At 71.0% G+C, this 18,626-nt stretch carries 13 protein-coding genes; 6 read left to right on the top strand and 7 right to left on the bottom strand.

From position 1 onward, the window contains the following. Positions 1-4: 4 nt before the first annotated feature. Positions 5-3,292: a S8 family serine peptidase gene (locus EHO50_RS04890; RefSeq protein WP_128428527.1), complete on the bottom strand. Its 3,288-nt coding sequence runs from the start codon at positions 3,290-3,292 to the stop codon at positions 5-7. Positions 3,293-3,518: 226 nt separating this feature from the next. On the opposite strand from EHO50_RS04890, the gene EHO50_RS04885 reads away from it, so the two are divergent. The 4 genes from EHO50_RS04885 to EHO50_RS04870 all read left to right on the top strand — a co-directional run bounded on the left by EHO50_RS04885 (position 3,519) and on the right by EHO50_RS04870 (position 8,570). Next, a complete protein-coding gene (locus EHO50_RS04885; protein WP_181449553.1) occupies positions 3,519-3,980 on the top strand; it encodes an NUDIX hydrolase in 462 nt (153 codons plus the stop codon). Positions 3,981-4,211: 231 nt separating this feature from the next. After that, a complete protein-coding gene (locus EHO50_RS04880) occupies positions 4,212-6,002 on the top strand; it encodes a TIGR03767 family metallophosphoesterase (protein WP_128428526.1) in 1,791 nt (596 codons plus the stop codon). Between the two features lie 101 nt (positions 6,003-6,103). Beyond that, positions 6,104-7,330: a serine hydrolase domain-containing protein gene (locus EHO50_RS04875; RefSeq protein WP_181449552.1), complete on the top strand. Its 1,227-nt coding sequence runs from the start codon at positions 6,104-6,106 to the stop codon at positions 7,328-7,330. A 73-nt stretch (positions 7,331-7,403) separates the two neighbouring features. Then, positions 7,404-8,570: a glycosyltransferase gene (locus tag EHO50_RS04870; protein ID WP_128428977.1), complete on the top strand. Its 1,167-nt coding sequence runs from the start codon at positions 7,404-7,406 to the stop codon at positions 8,568-8,570. A gap of 16 nt (positions 8,571-8,586) precedes the next feature. On the opposite strand, the gene pdxR is transcribed toward EHO50_RS04870, so the two are convergent. Next, positions 8,587-10,008, bottom strand: a complete 1,422-nt coding sequence (gene pdxR, locus EHO50_RS04865; protein ID WP_128428525.1) for a MocR-like pyridoxine biosynthesis transcription factor PdxR — start codon at positions 10,006-10,008, stop codon at positions 8,587-8,589. Positions 10,009-10,086: 78 nt separating this feature from the next. On the opposite strand from pdxR, the gene EHO50_RS04860 reads away from it, so the two are divergent. Further along, positions 10,087-10,314, top strand: coding sequence for a hypothetical protein (locus EHO50_RS04860; RefSeq protein WP_128428524.1), 228 nt, complete (start codon positions 10,087-10,089; stop codon positions 10,312-10,314). Between the two features lie 80 nt (positions 10,315-10,394). On the opposite strand, the gene EHO50_RS04855 is transcribed toward EHO50_RS04860, so the two are convergent. Further along, a complete protein-coding gene (locus tag EHO50_RS04855; RefSeq protein WP_128428523.1) occupies positions 10,395-11,453 on the bottom strand; it encodes a hypothetical protein in 1,059 nt (352 codons plus the stop codon). Positions 11,454-11,662: 209 nt separating this feature from the next. Next, complete coding sequence (gene pepN, locus EHO50_RS04850) at positions 11,663-14,257, bottom strand: aminopeptidase N (RefSeq protein WP_164904748.1); 2,595 nt, start codon at positions 14,255-14,257, stop codon at positions 11,663-11,665. A gap of 137 nt (positions 14,258-14,394) precedes the next feature. Between pepN and EHO50_RS04845 the strand changes: the two genes are divergently transcribed. After that, on the top strand, positions 14,395-15,033 hold the full coding sequence (locus EHO50_RS04845; RefSeq protein ID WP_128428522.1) for a mycothiol-dependent nitroreductase Rv2466c family protein: 639 nt from the start codon (positions 14,395-14,397) through the stop codon (positions 15,031-15,033). A 3-nt stretch (positions 15,034-15,036) separates the two neighbouring features. On the opposite strand, the gene EHO50_RS04840 is transcribed toward EHO50_RS04845, so the two are convergent. The 3 genes from EHO50_RS04840 to EHO50_RS04830 all read right to left on the bottom strand — a co-directional run bounded on the left by EHO50_RS04840 (position 15,037) and on the right by EHO50_RS04830 (position 18,363). Continuing rightward, positions 15,037-15,267: a hypothetical protein gene (locus tag EHO50_RS04840; protein WP_128428521.1), complete on the bottom strand. Its 231-nt coding sequence runs from the start codon at positions 15,265-15,267 to the stop codon at positions 15,037-15,039. Between the two features lie 542 nt (positions 15,268-15,809). Then, positions 15,810-16,898 carry a glycerophosphodiester phosphodiesterase family protein gene (locus EHO50_RS04835; RefSeq protein ID WP_128428520.1) on the bottom strand — a complete coding sequence of 363 codons (1,089 nt, stop codon included), beginning with the start codon at positions 16,896-16,898 and terminating at the stop codon, positions 15,810-15,812. A gap of 40 nt (positions 16,899-16,938) precedes the next feature. Then, the gene (locus EHO50_RS04830; RefSeq protein ID WP_128428519.1) at positions 16,939-18,363 is read right to left on the bottom strand and encodes an FGGY-family carbohydrate kinase; all 1,425 of its coding nucleotides are present in this window, start codon (positions 18,361-18,363) and stop codon (positions 16,939-16,941) included. Positions 18,364-18,626 lie beyond the last annotated feature (263 nt).

Below are 18,626 nucleotides of genomic sequence, written 5' to 3'. Positions count from 1 at the left end.
GGGACTACGGCGTGACCTTCTCGATCTTCACGCTGCCGATGCCCGCGACCGTGCCGCGCGCGTTCAGCAGCTGGACCTGGCCGAAGAACTCGCGGCCCTCCGGCGCGGCCGCCTGGGCGGTGACGCTGCCCGTGACGGTGGCCGAGTCACCCGTGCCGAGCTTCACCGGCGCCGACTCGTCGACCTTGACCGTGCCGAGCGTGGCGGAGAAGAACACGTCCAGGTAGTCGTACGCCGTCGAGCCGCTCGGCACCGCGTAGCCGACGACCTCGATGCTGTACTTCCCGGCGGCCGGGTTCGCGACCGAGACCGCCTCCTCCGAGTCACCGTCGGCGGAGCTGCCCACCTCGGTGCCGGCCGCGTTGCGGACGACCAGGTCGAGGTCGGCGGCCGCGTCGGAGACGTTGCCGATGGAGACGTCGAGCGAGGTCGCGCCCTCGGGCACCTCGACCGTGGTGGTCTGCGTGGCGCCCTCGGCGATGGTCGGACGGGCCGTCTTCGAGGAGCCGAGCGGGCCGCCGGCCAGCTTGCCGTCGATCGCGGCGTAGCCGTTGGTCACCTTCCAGGAGGCGGCGGCCGGGGTGCCGACCTTGGCCTCGGGGACGGTCACGGTCTCCGGGTCGAAGGCCGCGCCCAGGACGGTGACGTCCAGCGTGTACGGGTTGTCGAGCAGCGGCGACGTACGGCGCGACTCGACCTCGATCTCCCAGACGCCGGGCTGCGGGTCGGCGTAGGCACGCACGTCCGGCTTGCAGCCGTTGCCGGCGAGGTAGTTGTTGTAGCAGTTCGGCGTGCCGGTCGGGTCGGACGGGGTGCCGTACGGGTGGATGGCGATGAACCGGGTCTGGCTCTTGTCCTTCAGCCCGCCGATCGCGACCTCCAGCGACTTGGCGCCCTCGGGGACGGTCACGAAGTAGTGCTTGGTGCTGTTGCGCTGCACCGAACCGGCCGCCGAGTAGGTGTACTTCAGCGGCGCCGAGACCACGACCGTGTTGAGGACCTGCTTGTCGATGCCCTCGGTGCGCGGGTCGTCGACCTCCAGGATCGCGCTCTTGATGCCGGCCGAGGACGGCTTGGCGGCGACCTTGACGGTGACCGGCTTGTTCAGGCCGAGGCTGATCTCGTCGTCGCCGACGATCCGGAAGGTGTCCCCGGCGTTGTTCTCCAGGTGCAGCTCGTGCCGGATCGCCTTGTCCGCACCGGACGTACGGGTGATGGTGACGTCGTACGTCTTCTTCTGCCCGGCCTTGAGGCCGCCCTCGCGGTCGTATACGCCCGTGCCGAAGCCCGGGGTCTTCAGGAACTGGTCGATCGCGGTGTCGACCGGCGCCTTCACGGTGTACTCGTGGGCGGTGGCGCCGTCACGGATCGAGTCCCAGGCGTCCTCGATGTTGATGAGCCCGGCACCCTCCTCGTACGCCTGAACGCCCTTGATGTGGTCGGCAGTCGAGGTGAGGGCCGTGCGCAGCTTCGCCGGCGTCAGGGCTATGCCCTTCTGCTTGGCGGCGCTCAGCAGCAGCGCGGACGCGCCCGCCGCCTGCGGGGACGCCATCGACGTGCCCTGGAGCATGCCGTAGCCGGCCGGGAGCGAGTAGCCGGACTCGGCGACCGGGGCGCCCGGCAGCCAGGTCTGGATGGTGTTGATCGCGGCACCCGGCGCGGACAGCGTCGGGGTGAAGCCGCCGTCCTCACGCGGGCCGCGCGAGGAGAACGGCATCATCGCGTACGGCTTGGACACGACCGAGCCGTAGTTGGCGGCCCACGTCTCCTTGGAGATGGTCGCGCCGACCGAGATGACCTTGGCGGCCAGCGCCGGGTCGCCGATGGTGTTGGCGCCGGGGCCGGAGTTGCCGGCCGAGATCACCAGCTGCACGCCGTAGGTGTCGATGAGGCGCGTGTACAGCTCGGCGCGGGCGTTGTTGCCGTCGTTCAGCGCCGGGAGACCGCCGATGGACATGTTGACGATGTCGACGCCACGGTTGACGACGAGGTCGATCATGCCCTCGGTGAGCGCGACATTGGTGCAGCCGCCGGTCCAGGTGCAGGCACGGGACGCGACGAGCTTCGCGCCCGGGGCCGCGCCGTTCATCTTGCCGCCGAACAGGCCGTTCGCGGCGGTGATGCCGGCGACGTGCGTGCCGTGCTCGGACTCGATGACACCGATGTTGACGAAGTCGCGCTTCTGGCCGACCCAGTCGCCGCCCAGCGGGTCCATCGGCACGTCCTTGCGGATCTGCACGACGAACGGCTGCCGCTCGGCCACATCGGTGGCCGGGTTGTCGGTGCCGAAGTAGCCGATCTGGAAGCCGTCCTTGTACGGCTTCATCGGGGTGTCGTCACCGAAGTCGTTGTTGTTGTTGAGGTCGACACGGACCGTGCCGGCCGCGGCGTCGTACAGCACGCCCCACGAGTCGGTCTTGTCGCCGTCGCGGTTGGCGTCGCCCGCCGCGTCGCCGCCGGTGGTGTACGACTCCAGGAACGTGCTGACCTGGTAGGAGCCGGCGGGTGCGGTCCAGGTCTTGCCGCCGTAGGTGAAGCTGGGCCCGGAGACGGAGGTCACCATCGGGCGCCAGGTGCGGTCGCTGTCGAGGAGCGGGTCGGTGGCGGTGACCCAGTCGACTATCTTCCGCTCACCGGTCGTGGTCTTCTGCAGCGCCGGGTGGCCGAGGTCGATGCCCGAGTCGAGGATGCCGATGGTGATGCCGCGGCCGTCCGCCTTCGGGTGGTCATCCACGAAGTCGACGGCGCCCGTCTCGAAGGACGGGTTGTACGGGTTCTCGGCCGGGGTGTTCTTGTTCGGCGCGGAGTACGAGGTCGCGGCGGCCGTCGACGCCTTCGTGTCGACGGCGGGGTCCTCCAGGGGTATCTCCTCGCGCAGGTCGATGCCGTGCACCGAGGAGAGCTTCGCCGCCGCGGCGATGGCCGAGTCGGCCTTGCCGGTGGGGACGGTGGCCCGGACGTAGCCGAGCTTGTCGTAGGTACGGCCCACAGAGCCGACCGCGTCCAGCTGCTCGGCGACCTTCTCGGTCTGGCCGGGCGCGGTCGCGACCATCATCGTGACGTTCTTGTCGCCGTCGGCCTTGGCCTCGGCGAGCAGATCGGCGTCGGCCGAACCGAGCTTGTCGTGCGCGGACTTGACGCTCGGGTCCGCCGCGGCGGGCGCGGGGTCCCCGGCCATGGCCATGGGTATCGGCCCGGCCGCGGAGAGCGCGGCGACGAGACCTGCGGCCACGGCTATGCGGGCCGCGCGTCTCGCGCCCGGCTTCGGTTCGCGCTGGGGGGTGAGGGTCATCGGCATCCCTTGTTGGTAAAGGAGCATCGGCTGTCCGGTATGCGATACCGGACGACCGCACAGCCTTACGCAAGGGAAGGATGTTTGGGAAGAGTTGACCGAATCGAAATGGAGGGATGGGGGAAACCCCCTATGCAATTGGGGTGAGTGGGAACGAAGAGGGCAAGGCGCCCGTAATGCTGGATATTCACCTGCCGATTCGGTCCCGGGCGACTAACGTCCCTACGTGCAAAAGAAGTTGAGGGTGGCGGCCTACGCCATTTGCGTACGTGACGGACAGCTCCTCCTCGCGCGCTCCCCGGCGCCCGGCGGCGGCTACGAGTGGGTCCTGCCCGGCGGCGGCATGGAGCACGGTGAGGATCCCTACGACACGGTCGTGCGGGAGGTGGAGGAGGAGACCGGCTACCTCGTCGAGCCCACCGGCCTGCTGGGCATCGACTCCTCCCATCGCGTGTTCCCGATCCGCCGCTTCGGCCGGGCCGTCGACCACCACGGCGTACGGCTCGTCTACGAGGCCCGGATCACCGGCGGCGATCTGCGCTACGAGGCCAACGGCTCCACCGACATGGCGGCCTGGCACCCCCTGGACGATGTGACGGGTCTGACCCGCGTCTCCATGGTCGACAAGGGGCTGGCGCTGTGGCGCGAACGGCCGGCCGCGGGGCGGATCCAAACCGCCGGGAAATAGCTTCACTACCCCGGAAGATGAACACTGAGTGACCGCGTTCCGGCCGTTGAAGGAGCGGCCGTGGACGCGGAGGGTGGGCCAAGATCCACGTACGGTGATCGGCGCTGCCCGTTGCCGCCATGTTCATGCACAGGTCATCCCCGGTGCCAACGATCCACAGTGAGCGGGAGGTTCGCCTCGGCGACCACCCGCGACCACTGCCGACGCGTTCGCACTCGGGGAGACCGCGCCATGTCGCGCATACGCTCTGTCGCCAGCTCCGCGCTGGGGGTCCACCGCCGTACCCTGCTCGCCGCCACCGGAGCGGTGACCCTCTCCGCGGGCGTCGGCTACGCCCTGCGGCCCACCGAAAGCCAGGCCGCCACCACCACGACCCCCGCGAGCGCACCGGGCGCCGCCGCGGGCAACGCCGCCGCCGAGGCGCCCGTCGGTGCCTCCCGCAGACTGCCGGTCGCGCTCGCGCCGTACACCCGGGGCACCACCCTCACCTCGGTCGCCACCCCGCGCGGCACCTCCGGCTACCGGCGGCTCGGCCACGGCCCCGGCTGGAAGCGGGTCGTCCGCGAGAACCTGGCGGCGGCCAAGTCGGGGCGCGAGAGCCGGCGTACGGCGCTCGCCGCCTTCGTCCAGCTCACCGACCTGCACCTGATCGACGCCCAGCACCCGCTGCGGCTGGAGTACCTGCGCTCGACCGACGTGCACGCCTGGCGGCCGCAGGAGGCGCTGACCGTGCCGGGCGCCGTCGCGCTCGTCGAGCGGATCAACGCGCTGCGGGGCGCCCCCGTCACCGGTGCCCCGTTCCACTTCGCCATGACCACCGGCGACAACACGGACAACAACGCCAAGTCCGAGCTGGAGTGGTTCCTGACGGTGATGAGCGGCGGCCGTGTCACCCCCAACACCGGTGACCCGCGGAGTTACGAGGGCGTCCAGAACAGCGGCCTGAAGCTGTACTGGCAGGCCGACGACAGCGTCCGCGACGCCGACAAGCAGCTCGGCTTCCCGTACATCGAGGGTTTCCTCGCCGCCGCGATCCGCGAACTGCGCAGCCCCGGCCTGAACATCCCGTGGTACTCGACGGTCGGCAACCACGACGCGATGCCGCTCGGCACCTACGCCTCGCACAGCGACTCCTACCTGACCGACCTCGCCGTCGGCGGCAAGAAGCTGATGAACGTCTCGGCCGCGGACGCCAAGAAGCTCCAGGACTCCCTCAAGCAGGACAAGGACCCGCGCGGCACCGTCTTCAAGGACTTCCTCAAGGCCCACGCCCGCTCGATGCGCTCGGTCACGCCGGACGAGAGCCGGGCCCCGTTCACGCCCAGGGAGTATCTGCATGCCCACCTGAACCCGGCCCACCGGGGCCTCGGCCCGGTGGGGCACGGCTACTCGACGGCCAACCTGGACGCGGGCACCCAGTACTACAGCTTCCGCATCGCCGACGACGTCATCGGCATCAGCCTCGACACCACCGATCCCGGCGGCCACTACGAAGGGTCCATCGGGGCGGCCCAGTTCAACTGGCTGGACCGGACGCTGCGGGAGAACAAGGACTCGTACGCGATCATCTTCAGCCATCACACCAGCGAGACGATGGGCAACCTCCGCCGCGACCCGGCCCGCCCGAACGAGCGGCGCGTGGGCGGCGCCGAGGTGGTCAAGCTGCTCACCGGTCACCGCAACGTCCTCGCCTGGGTGAACGGCCACATCCACAAGAACGTCATCACCCCGCGCTCCGGCGCCGGCGGCGGCTCCTTCTGGGAGATCTCCACCGCCTCCCACGTCGACTTCCCCCAACTCGCCCGGATCATCGAGGTGGTGGACAACAAGGACGGCACGATCTCCCTCTTCACCACCCTGATCGAGTCCTCGGCCCCGCACGCCACGGACTTCACCGACCACTCCCAGACGGGCCTGGCCGCCCTCTACCGCGAGCTGTCCTTCAACGCCCCCGGCGCCCGCTCGACCCTGGCGGGCGACCGCAAGGACCGCAACACGGAACTGGTGCTGAAGAAGGGCTGAAACACGCTCAACTCCCGTATCCCTCTTCAACCTTCGCAGCACCGGCCCGGGTCTCTTCCCCCGACGCCGCTCGACGTGAGCGGAGGACAAGGGGGAGAGACATGAGCGTACGTACGACACGCATGAGCCTGGTGGCGGCGACGGCGGTGGCGCTGTCCGTGGCCCTCGCCGCACCCGCGGTGGCCGCACCCGACACGTCCCGCCACGACGCGACCCGCAAAGCCATCGAGGCCGCGGTCGACGCCGGCGTCCCCGGCGTGACGGCGACCGCGAAGGACGGCCGAGGCGAATGGTCGGCCACGGAGGGCGTCGGCGACCTCAAGAGCGGGAAACCGCGTTCGGCGCAGGACCGCTATCGCGTGGGCAGCATCACCAAGACCTTCGTGGCCACCGTGCTGCTCCAGTTGGAGGCGGAGGGGCGGCTGTCGCTGGACGACACGGTGGAGGAGTGGCTGCCGGGAGTGGTCCGGGGCAACGGCCACGACGGCAGCCGGATCACCCTCCGTCAGCTTCTCAACCACACCAGCGGCATCTTCAACTACACGGCGGACGAGGACTTCGGCCGTACGTACTTCCTGAAGGACGGCTTCTTCGAGCACCGCTACGACACCAAGAAGCCCGGCGAACTCGTCGCGCTCGCCATGACCCACAAGCCGGACTTCGAGCCGGGGACGTCCTGGAACTACTCCAACACCAACTTCGTGCTCGCCGGAATGGTGATCGAGAAGGCCACGGGCCGCCCGTACGGCGACGCGATCCGCGAGCGCATCATCAAGCCGCTGCACCTGACCGCCACGTCGGTCCCCGGCACGCGGGTGACGGTGCCGCAGCCCAGCAGCCTTGCGTACTCCAAGCTGGCCGAGACGGCGACGGGCCCGACGTACGACGTCACGAAGATCAACCCGTCCATCGCCTACGCGGCCGGCGAGATGATCTCCGACTCGAGCGACCTCAACCGCTTCTACGCGGCGCTCCTGCGGGGCAAGCTCCTCCCGCGCGAGCAATTGACCGAGATGACCACGACGGTCCCCCTGGACGAGGGCAACGGCTACGGGCTCGGCCTGATGAAGGCCACGCTGAGCTGCGGCGTCACCGTCTGGGGCCACGGTGGCGGCATCCACGGCTCCATATCCGAGGCGATCACGACGAAGGACGGCCGCCGTTCCCTCGCCTTCAACTTCAACGGGGACTGGTCGGGCGACACGGCCGCGGTGATCGAGGCCGAGTTCTGCGGAAAGGAGCCGGTGAGGGCCGGCAATCGAGCGGACACGGAGACGAAGCACCGCGTTAATTCGGATGTAATGTCCGTACCGCCTCATATCGGCTAACCCGGACTTCACGGGGATGGCTTGATATGTGTGCAAGGCGGGTGATCATGTGCGCGCGGAAAACGGACTGCGTGTGCTGTCGGTCTACGACGGTTTCTTCTCCGGCGGGGCCAGGATCGTGCACAGCGACGTGGTGCTGGGGCTCATGGAGGGCGGCCAGCACCACCGCGTGCTGAGCATTCACGGCGAGGTGCACCGGGAGGCGACCCGCCAGCGCATGGAGGACGACGCCTGCTACCGGTCGCTGACGGCGACCGGGGTGGGCGTCACCTCACTGGGCCGGGTCCTTCCCGCAAGTGGTGATCCGGCCATATTCACCGGGCCGGAGCTGGCCGAGACCGCGCGGGCCATGGCCGGGGCCGACGTCATCCTCTCCCTGAAGGAACAGCCCCTCGCCCTGCTGAACCAGGCGGGCCTGCCGCGCCGCCCGGTCGTGGTCTGCCTGCACCGCTCGGACCCGGAGAACCAGGGCTCGTCCCTGGCCGACCTCAAGGCCGCCATCGCCGACGGCACGGTGGCCGCCTGCGTCTGCTGCGCCGAGTCGACACGGGCCGCGTACGAGGCGGCCGGCATACCGTCCGACCTGCTGCACGTGATCCCGAACGGCGTGGACCTGCTCCGCTTCCGCCCCGACCCGGCCCGGCGGCTGGCCCTGCGCACGGACCTCGGCATCGAGCACCCGGCGCCGGTGGTGGTCTACGCCGCCCGCTACGACGCGATGAAGAACGTCCCGCTCTTCCTCCGCGCCGCCGCGGCGTGGCTGCGCCGCACCCCGAACGGTCACGTCCTGATGTGCGGCGCCGGCATGACCGCGGCCAACCCGGCGCTCGACGCCGACATCGCGGCCGCGCTCGGACCCGACCGGCGCCGACTGCACCTGCTCGGCGTCCGCCGCGACATGGAGACCGTCTACGCCGGTGCCGACGTGGTCGCCCTCACCTCGACCTGGGGCGAGGCGGCGCCCCTGTGCCTGATCGAGGGCATGATGTGCGGGGCCGTACCCGTGACCACCGACGTCGGCGACAGCGCGGCGATCGTGGCCGGCCGCGGCATCGTCACGGCACCGGACCCCGACACGATCGCCGCCGCCTGGACGGCCGCGGTGACCGACCGCGCCGCGTACGCCCCGGCCCTGGCGGCGAGCCGCGAACTCTTCAGCCGCACCCGCATGATCGCCTCCTACGCGGCCCTCATGGACCGTCTGCACACCGCTGTACCGACGGCCGGCCGAACGCCCTGAGGGGCGCGGGGCTGAATCACCGGCGGAGCCCCCCGCACTCGTCGATCGCCTCGCGAAGATGCCGTACGGCTTCCTCCACCGCCCCGTCCGCGAGATTCCCGTACCCGAGGACCAGGCCGTGATCGGCGTGGTCCTCGGTGGCGTGACAAGCCGCGAGGTCGGCGATGCGCAACGACCGGGCGCCCGCCGCCCGGACCACGGCGGCGGTGTCCACGTCGGCAGGCAGCCGGAGAATGAGATGGAGCCCGGCGGCGATGCCGGAGACCGGCGCGCCGGGCAACTCGTCGGCGAGGGCCCGCACGAGCGCGTCGCGCCGGTCGCGGTACCGCTTCCGGCAGGCGCGCAGGTGACGGTCGTACGCGCCCGACTCCAGCAGCGTGGCGAAGGCCAGCTGGTCGAGAGTCGGCGGCTGGGTCGCCGTCTGGTCGGACCGGTGCAGGTGCCGGGTCCAGCGGGGCGGTGCCACGATCCACCCGATGCCGAGCGCCGGGGACAGTATCTTGCTGAGCGACTTGAACAGGACGACGCGAGACGGGTCCATGCCCTGCAGGGCCGCGACCGGACGACGGTCGTAGCGGAACTCCGCGTCGTAGTCGTCCTCCAGTACGACACCGTCCACCTGGCGAGCCCACTGCAGCAGGGCGGCGCGCCGCTCGGGGGCGAGCACGCTGCCCAGCGGGAACTGGTGCGCAGGGCTGGTCAGTACGGCCCGCAGGCCGCCGTGTCCGGCGAGGTCGGCGACGCGCAGACCCCCGCCGTCCGTGCGCACGGGCACCGGGTCCAGACCCGCGGCGCGGATCACGTCGCGCAGCCGCGTCCAGCCCGGCTCCTCACAACCGACCGCGGTGATGCCCTCGGCGCGCAGGGCGTGGCACAGGCGCCGTACCCCGTCGGTCACGCTCGTGCACACCGTCACGTCCTCCGGGGTCGCCAAGACACCGCGGGAGCGGCCCAGATACTCGGCGAGCAGCCGCCTGAGCCGGGGGTGACCGCCGGCCGGCGGGTATCCGAACTCCGTGAACGCCGTGGTGGTCACCTCCGCCCGTACCGCCTCGGCCCACCGGCGGCGCGGAAACGCGCGCAGGTCCGGCAGACCCGGTCCGAGGTCGAAGCGCGCCTCGGGAGCCCGGCGCGGTGCGCGGCGCCCGGCGGCGGCGTCCGCGTCGTTCGTCCAGCGCACCCGGGTGGCGGAGCCGGTCTGCGCCTCCAGATATCCCTCGGCGACCAGCTGGCTGTACGCCTCCGTGACCGCCCAGCGCGAACAGCCCAGATCGGAGGCGAGCTGCCGGCTCGGCGGCAGAGCGGTGCCGACCTCGATGCGCCCGTCCCTGATCGCCGTACGCAGCGCCCGCTTCACCCGCTCGTGCAGCGGTCCCTCGCCGGGCCGTCCCAGGTGCAGCAGCAGATCGCCCGCCAGATTGGTCTGTGATTCCCGCATGCCATTGGACGGTATCAGCGAGCCATTCCTCGTTACCTTCGATCCATCGACGAGTGCGTGGATGTGAAGGAGGCCGTCGTGGCTGCAGTGAGGCGCTCGGTGCCGCTCCAGGAGCAACACCAGGTGTTCCGCGGCGTGTTCGAGGACTGGCAGATCAGGGCCGGTGCCCTGTCGGCCCTGCCGGACGCACCGGTCGTGCCGGACGACACCCGGCGGGGCCGGACCGCGTGGCACCGGCTGCGCACCCACTTCGCCCGGACCGCGGGAGCCCGCCGGGCCGTCGCCATCGACTGTCCGGCCGCCTGACAGCGCCGACACGAAGAGGGGCCGCCGACGACCCGGCGGCCCCTCCTCTCCCCTCCTGGCGCTGCCTTCCCGGTCCGTCACTACCGGGGCAGCACCACGACATACGCGGCCGGATCCCGGTCCGCCGCCGCCATCAGGGCCGTACGGACCACCGCGGCCTGCTGCTCCAGGGCGTCCCGCAGCTTCTTCGGGGTGATGTACACGACCGTGATGCCCAGGCGCTCCAGGTGTTCGCGCTTGCGGGCGTACTCCGACCACAGGGCGTCGTCGTCCTGCCGATGGCCTTGGCGGGGCGCGCGGGTGTCCAGCTCCACCGCCACCGCCTGCTCCGGCCAGTAGGCGTCCAGGCCGCCGAGGTGGGGGCCGCCGGGCAGGCGCAGGTCGACGTTCCAGACGGGGTCGGGCAGGCCGTGGACGTGGACCATCTCGTACAGACGGTCCTCCGCGATCGCGCGGCCCTCGGCGAGCAGGGAGTCCACCGCGTCCACCACGTGCGGGCGGGACAGGAGCTTCGCCTGGTTCAACTCCCGCACCACCGACGCCGGTTCGCAGTGGCCGCCGCGGACGGCTTCGGTCAGCAGCCGGCGTACGGCGCTCGCGTCCGTCAGTTCGGCCACCGCGTCGGCCAAGGCGCGCGGCACTGGGGCCACCGGGAGGCCCGTCACCTGCTGGGGGGTGGGCAGCGCGGGGGTGCGCAGGATGCGGGCGCAGCCCGTGGAGCGCAGCCGGCGCATACGGGGGACCAGGACGTCGATCTGGTCCAGCGCGGTGAGCGGCGGCGTGGCCGAGAAGCCGTGCAGGGTCAGCGCCGCGAGGCCCGTGATCATCGCGTCGGGGTAGGCAGGGGAGTGTCCCTCGCCGGCGTTCGGCTGGGACGGCACTCCCGGCGACCGTTCCCGCGCCGCGTACATCAGCACCGCGTGCAGGCGCTCCTCGCTGGTCGGCGGGCCGGGGTGGAGCAGGAAGACGCCGGGGAGGAATTGCTGCCAGGGGCCGCCGGCGCGGCACTGCTCGTTCATCTCGGCGGGCGAGATGCCGTGCGACTTCAGCTGTGCGGTCGTCATGACACGGCGGTGCACCTCGGAGAGGTGGCGCAGGGGGCGGGGGGAGGCCGGGGGGAGCGGGGTGTTGTGGTTCATGACCGGGAGGTTCCCGCGTCCCGTCCGCCCTTTAACCGCTGTTACACGCCCGTCGACAAATACGGACAACCCGGCACTAAAGGACGGGTGTTCGGATGCCGAGTAGGCACGGAAAACCCCTGGTCCGTTCGGGTTGGACCAGGGGTTACGGCTGCTATTGCCTGAATTCCGTAACGGTCACGGAGGGCCGTGATCGTTGGCCAAAGGTCTTATGCGGTTGACGCGGCCGCCGCCGCATCACACGCCTGCCCCCGCAGCCCCCGCGCCAGGTCGTCCCGCGCCTCCAGCACCAGCCGCCGCAGCGCCGGCGCCGCGTCCTCGTGGGCCGCGAGCCACGCGTCCGTCGCATCCAGCGTGGCCTGCGACTGCTGCAGCCCCGGGAACAGACCCCGGACCACGTCCATGCCGATCTGGATCGACCGCTCGGCCCACACCCGCTCGATCGCCGCGAAGTACTTGTCGGTGTACGGCGCGAGCAGCTCCCGCTGCGACGGCTTGGCGAAGCCCGCGATGGTCGCCTCGACGAGCGCGTTGGACAGCGCGTCGGACTCGACGACCTGCGCCCACGCCTGCGCCTTCACCGCCGCCGACGGCCGGGCGGCGAGGCAGCGCACCTGGTGGCGCTTGCCGGAGGCGGTGTCGTCGCGGGCCAGTTCGGCGGCCAGCACCGACTCGTCCGCCACCCCGTGCTCGGCCAGCGGCCCCAGGAACACCCAGCGCAGCTCCTGGTCGACGTCCAGGCCCTCGATCTTCTCCGTGCCCTCCAGCAGATCCCGCAGCAGTCCCAGCTCCTCCGCTCCCGACGCCGCCGACGCGAAGAACCGCGCCCACGCCAGCTGCTGCTCGCTGCCCGGCTCGGCGGCCCGCAGCTCCCGCAGCGCGCCCTCGGCGAGCAGCCGTTCGCCGGTCGGCCGCCACTGCGGCGCCACATAGTGGACCAGCGACGAGTTCGCCCACGCGTGCAGCATCTGCAGCACACCGATGTCGGACTCGCGCCCCGCGAACTTCAGGACCAGCTCGATGAACTCCCGCGCCGGCAGCAGCGCGTCCCGCGTCATGTTCCACAGCGCCGACCAGCACAGGGCACGGGCGAGCGGGTCGGTCACCGAGCCCAGGTGCTCCCGCAGCGTGGCCAGGGACGTCTCGTCGAAGCGGGTCTTGCAGTACGTCAGGTCGTCGTCGTTCACCAGCACCAGCTCCGGGGCCTGAGCGCCCGCCAGCTCCCCCACGACCGTCCGGGGACCGTCGACGTCCACCTCGGCCTGCGCGAACCGCTCCAGCGCGCCGCCCTCACCCCGCCGGTACAGGCCGACCGCCACCCGGTGCGGGCGCAGCTCGGGGTGCGACTCGGCGGCCTCCTGCACCACCGCCAGCTCGTCGATCCGGCCCTCCGCGTCCAGCAGCACCTGCGGCGTCAGCGAGTTCACGCCCGCCGTCTGGAGCCAGGAACGCGCCCACGCCCCCATGTCCCGCCCACTGGTCTCCTCCAGCGCGGACAGCAGATCGCCGAGGCGCGTGTTGCCGTACGCGTGCCGCTTGAAGTAGCGCCGCGCACCCGCCAGGAACGCGTCCTGGCCGACGTACGCGACGAGCTGCTTCAGCACGGAAGCGCCCTTGGCGTAGGTGATGCCGTCGAAGTTCAGCTTCGCGTCCTGCAGGTCGCGGATGTCGGCCGTGATGGGGTGCGTGGAGGGCAGCTGGTCGGCGCGGTAGGCCCACGCCTTGCGACGGTTGGCGAAGGTGATCCAGGCGTCCTTGAAGCGGGTCGCGCCCACGTTCGCGAAGGTGCCCATGAAGTCCGCGAAGGACTCCTTCAGCCACAGGTCGTCCCACCACTCCATGGTGACCAGGTCGCCGAACCACATGTGCGCCATCTCGTGCAGGACGACGTTCGCCCGGCCCTCGTACGACGCCCGCGTCACCTTCCCCCGGAAGATGAACTCCTCCCGGAAGGTCACCAGGCCCGGGTTCTCCATCGCGCCGAGGTTGTACTCGGGCACGAACGCCTGGTCGTACTTCCCGAACGGGTACGGGTAGTCGAAGTGGTCGTGGAAGAAGTCCAGGCCCTGCTTGGTCACCAGGAAGACGTCGTCGGCGTCGAAGTAGGGGGCCAGGCCCTTGCGGCACATGGCACCGAGAGGGATCTGAAGCGTCGTGCCGTCGGCGAACGTGCGGGAGTAGGAGTCCGTGACGTAGTGGTACGGGCCGGCGACGACGCAGGTGATGTACGTCGAGATCGGCTTGGTCTCCGCGAACCGCCACACCTCGTCGGCGAGTTCACCCACCCCGTTGCTCCACACCGTCCACCCCTCGGGCGCCCGCACCTCGAAGCGGAACGGCGCCTTGAGGTCCGGCTGCTCGAAGTTCGCGAAGACACGGCGGGAGTCGGCCGGCTCGTACTGGGTGTACAGGTACACCTCGCCGTCCTCGGGGTCGACGAAGCGGTGCAGGCCCTCGCCGGTGCGGGAGTAGGCGCACTGGGCGTCGACGATCAGCTCGTTGTCGGCGGCGAGGTCCTCCAGGACGATCCGCGCACCGTCGAAGACCTCGCTCGGGTCGAGGTCCTTGCCGTTGAGGGAGACGGCGGTCACACTCGGCGCGATCAGGTCCGCGAAGCTGGTCGCGCCGGGCTCGGCGCAGCGGAAGCGGATCGTGGTGACCGAGCGGAAGGTGCGCGGCGCCCCGCCCTCCGGGTCTGTGTCGCCGAGCGCGGAGCGCACATCGAGGGACACGTCGTACCCGTCGACGGACAGCAGGGCAGCCCGCTCCCGGGCCTCGTCGCGGGACAGATTCTCACCGGGCACGGGCAGCACTCCCTTGAGTTGATGTTCAGTATGCGGACAGCCCCGATCCTGTCATGCGCACCTGACGCACAGCAGGCGGGAATGGGCGGACCGACCAGGAACGTTCCCCGGGGAAACGCTTCCCCTTGAGGAGAGACATGTCGGACAAGACCCCCGTCGACTTCTGGTTCGACCCCCTGTGCCCCTGGGCCTGGATGACCTCGCGCTGGGTGCTGGAGGTCGAGAAGGTCCGCGACATAGAGGTCCGCTGGCATCTGATGAGCCTGGCCGTCCTCAACGAGGACAAGCTCGACGAACTGCCCGAGCAGTACCGGGAGCTGCTGGAGACCAAGGCGTGGGGTCCCGTCCGGGTCGTCATCGCGGCACAGGAGGAGCACGGCGCCGAGGTGCTCGGCGACCTCTACACCGCGCTCGGCACCCGCATCCACAACAAGGAAGAGGGCCCCGGCAAGGAGACCGTCGCCGCCGCCCTGAAGGACGTCGGCCTGCCGGACTCCCTCCTGGACCACTGGGACGGCACCCCCTACGAGCCGCAGCTGCGCGCCTCCCACAAGGAGGGCATCGACAAGGTCGGCCAGGAGGTCGGCACCCCGGTCATCGCCGTCCCCGGCGCCGACGGCGAGCAGATCGCGTTCTTCGGCCCGGTCGTCACCCCCGCCCCCAAGGGCGAGGACGCCGCAAGGCTCTGGGACGGCACCCTCGCCGTGGCCTCCGTGCCGGGCTTCTACGAGATCAAGCGCACCCGCACCAAGGGGCCGGACTTCTCCAACCTGTAGGGGTCACTCCTCGGCAGCGGCCTCCTCCTTGCGAAACGTCTCGGGGAGGAGGTCGCGGTCGCCCAGGTTGCCGGCGCGGAAATACGTCAGACAGCCCACGGCAGTACAGCGCCAGAGGTCGTTCACGAAGTGACGGTCCCCCTTCGCCGCACGAACCGCCGCCCTCTCCTTGTCGTCGAGCCTGCGGAACTCCTGCATCGTGCCGCAGGTCGGGCATGCCCGGCTTCTGATCATCAACCCCTCCTCGCGATCGCCGCCAGATCCGGGCTGCATCGAACAGCGGCTCCGCCGCGGGCGGTCACCACCGCGTCGACCCCCAGCCCGTAGTACAGCGCGTACTCCGCGAAGGCGTCCCCGAAATCGTTCGCTCTGGTACCCCGCCGCAGGTCGGGCCGGACAGTCTGAACGTCGTCATCAACCCCTCCTCGCCATCACCGCCAGATCCGGGCTGCATCGAACAGCGGCTCCGCCGCGGGCGGTCACCACCGCGTCGACCCCCAGCCCGTAGTACAGCGCGTACTCCGCGAAGGCGTCCCCGAAATCGTTCGCTCTGGTACCCCGCCGCAGGTCGGGCCGGACAGTCTGAACGTCGTCATCAACCCCTCCTCGCCATCACCGCCAGATCCGGGCTGCATCGAACAGCGGCTCCGCCGCGGGCGGTCACCACCGCGTCGACCCCCAGCCCGTAGTACAGCGCGTACTCCGCGAAGGCGTCCCCGAAATCGTTCGCTCTGGTACCCCGCCGCAGGTCGGGCCGGACAGTCTGAACGTCGTCATCAACCCCTCCTCGCCATCACCGCCAGATCCGGGAAGTCGGTCACCACCGCATCGACCCCCAGCCCGTAGTACAGCGCGTACTCCGCGAACGCGTCCCCGAAATCATTGGCTCCGGTACCGCGTCGCAAGTCCGCCGGCAGGAACTGGTTCTCCGCGCGGAAGGTGTACGGCCCGATCCGCAGCCCCGCCGCATGCGCGTCCGCGACGAGGGACGTACCGGCCACCGACGACTTGTCCGGCCCGATCCAGTCCGCGTACTCGGCGATCCCCCGCAGCCCCGCCGGCGTCATCATGTCCTTGTACGTCGTCGGATCACCGGACGAGACGAGATCGTACGGTCCACCCGTCGTCCCCAGCGCCTGCCACAGCGGTATCCCCAGCCGCTCCGCCGCGACCCGCTTCAGGCTCGTCGGCTCGAAGGACTGCACGACACACTCGCGCGGGCCGAGGCGGCCCCGCCGGATCGCGGCCGCCAGCTTCGGCTCCAGGGCCAGGCCCAGCCCGCGGAAGTACGTCGGATGCTTGGTCTCCGGGAAGACGGCGATCGTCCGGCCGTATGCCTTCGACAGCCCGCGCGCCAGGTCGACCACCTCCTGGAAGGTGAGCACCTCCTCACGGCCGTCGAACACGGTGTTGCGGTTGCGGACTTGCGGCAGCCGCTCCACCGCCCGCAGCGTCTTCAGCTCCGCCAGCGTGAAGTCCTCCGTGAACCAGCCGGTCACCGACCGCCCGTCCACCGTCTTCGTCGTACGGCGGTCCGCGAACTCCGGGTGGAACGCCACGTCCGTCGTCTGCGAGATCTCGTTCTCGTGCCGCACCACCAGCACATGGTCCTTCGTCGGCACCAGGTCCGGCTCGATCCAGTCGGCGCCGGTCTGCACGGCGTACGTGTACGAGGCCGCCGTGTGCTCCGGGCGCCAGCCGGCCGCGCCACGGTGGCCGATGACGATCGGCCGCCCCGGCGGGCGGGAGACGGTGTTCGCCGCAGCCGGCTCGGCGGCCGCCGCCGTCACGGGTACGGCCGCGGCCGCCGTGGTGCCCGCGGCCGCGAGCAGCAGGGATCGACGGGATCTACCTCTCGGGTGCATGCAACTCCCTTTCGTCGTACGGCAGAGGGCAGGCAGCTCTTCAGGCACGTGCCCGGCCGCGCGCCTCCGTCAGCCGGGTCAGGTGTTCCTCATAGCCCTTCGTGTAGTACGCCGCCCGGCCCGCGTCCGGCTCGACGACCGCCGTCGGCCGCGTCCACGCCCGCGCGTCCAGCGCCACCCCGTACCGCTCGGCCGCCGCCAGCACCGCGCCCCGCGCGCCCACCTCGCCCTCGACGACCCTGAGCGGCCGCCCGAGGACGTCGGCCAGCAGCCGCATCCAGGCAGGGCTGCGCGTACCGCCCCCGCACACGGCCAGCGACCCGGTGAGCCCCGCCGCCTGAAGGCAGTGCCGGGCCGCGTAGCCGATGCCCTCGCAGGTCGCCCGGACCAGATCGGCGCGGGTCGACTCCAGGGAGACACCGGACAGTTCGGCGCGCAGGCGGGGTTCGACGAACGGGGCGCGTTCACCGGAGGGGGCGAAGTACGGCAGTACGCGCACGCCGTTCGCCCCCGGAGGGGTCTCGGCCAGCAGCCCGTCGACCTCCTCGTGCCGGACGCCCGTCGTCGACAGCACCCAGTCCAGCGCCGCCGTACCGACCATCGCGGGCATCGCACGCAGCCAGTGCCCGGGGCGGTCGGTGTTGATGTACAGGCCGGCCGGCTCACCGGTCAGGTCGAGGTCGGTGGTCGCGACGAGGCTGGCCAGGCAGGTGCCGACGATGAGGAGACCGTCGCCCGGCGACGTCACCCCGGCGCCGAGCGCGCAGGCCGGCAGATCGTACGGCCCGTTCGCGATCCGCGTCCCGGCCGGCAGTCCCTCCCCGCGGGTCCGCGCGGTCGCGATCGGGTCGCTGACGGGGGCGAGGAGTCCGCGGCGGTGGGTCAGACCGAGCAGTTCGACGACCCGGTTGTCGTACGTCCGGGTGTGTGGGTCCAGGAACGGCATCGACGCGTCCGAGACGTCCGTCGTCGGCCCCGTCCCGGTCAGCCGCTGGAACACCATGTCCTTGCAGTACAGGGCGGCCCTCGCGGCATCCAGCGCCTTCGGCTCGTGACTGTCCAGCCACGCCAGCAGCGGCCCCGGACACCCTGGGAACATCGCGCTCCCCGTCCGCCGGAACACCGTCTCGAACGTGCCGTCCGCCAGCCAGCGGTCGACCACTTCATGCGCCCGCCCGTCCATCCAGGAGGCGGCGGGCCGCACCGGTCGCCCGTCCCCGTCGACCAGCCATACGCCGTCGCCCTGTCCGGTCAGGCCGGCCAGGGCGACCGGGTCCGGGGCGCGTTCCGTGACCTCCTGGAGCACGGCGACGACCGCGCCGTACAGCTCGTCCATGTCCTGCTCGACCACCCCGCCGTGCAGCGCGAGGCCCACCGGGCGGGCCGCGACGGCCAGTTCACGGCCGGTGGCGTCGAAGGCTGCGGCCTTCACCGTGGACGTGCCTACATCGATACCGACGTACATGACGCGGCTCCTCATGTTTTTGCTCGGTCGGCTTGGACGTACCTTTTGCAGCCGGTGTGCCGAATGTTTGGCTCGGTCGCCTCCGGGCGCTTTCAGCCGGTGTCGAGACGGCGATCGTGCTCAGCGCTTCGCGCCTCCGCGCTCCCCCAGAGGGGGTACCCCCAGCCGTCTCGACACCGGCGCGCCCTTCGGCTCCCTCGCGGCCGGTGTCGTCGGCCCGGTGAGGTTGGTGGGCACGCGCCCGAAACCGGCTCTCGCGCAAC

The sequence above is a fragment of the Streptomyces cyaneus genome (assembly GCF_004028635.1).
Classification (GTDB): Bacteria; Actinomycetota; Actinomycetes; order Streptomycetales; family Streptomycetaceae; genus Streptomyces; species Streptomyces cyaneus.
This window is presented reverse-complemented; position numbering and strand designations above follow the sequence as displayed.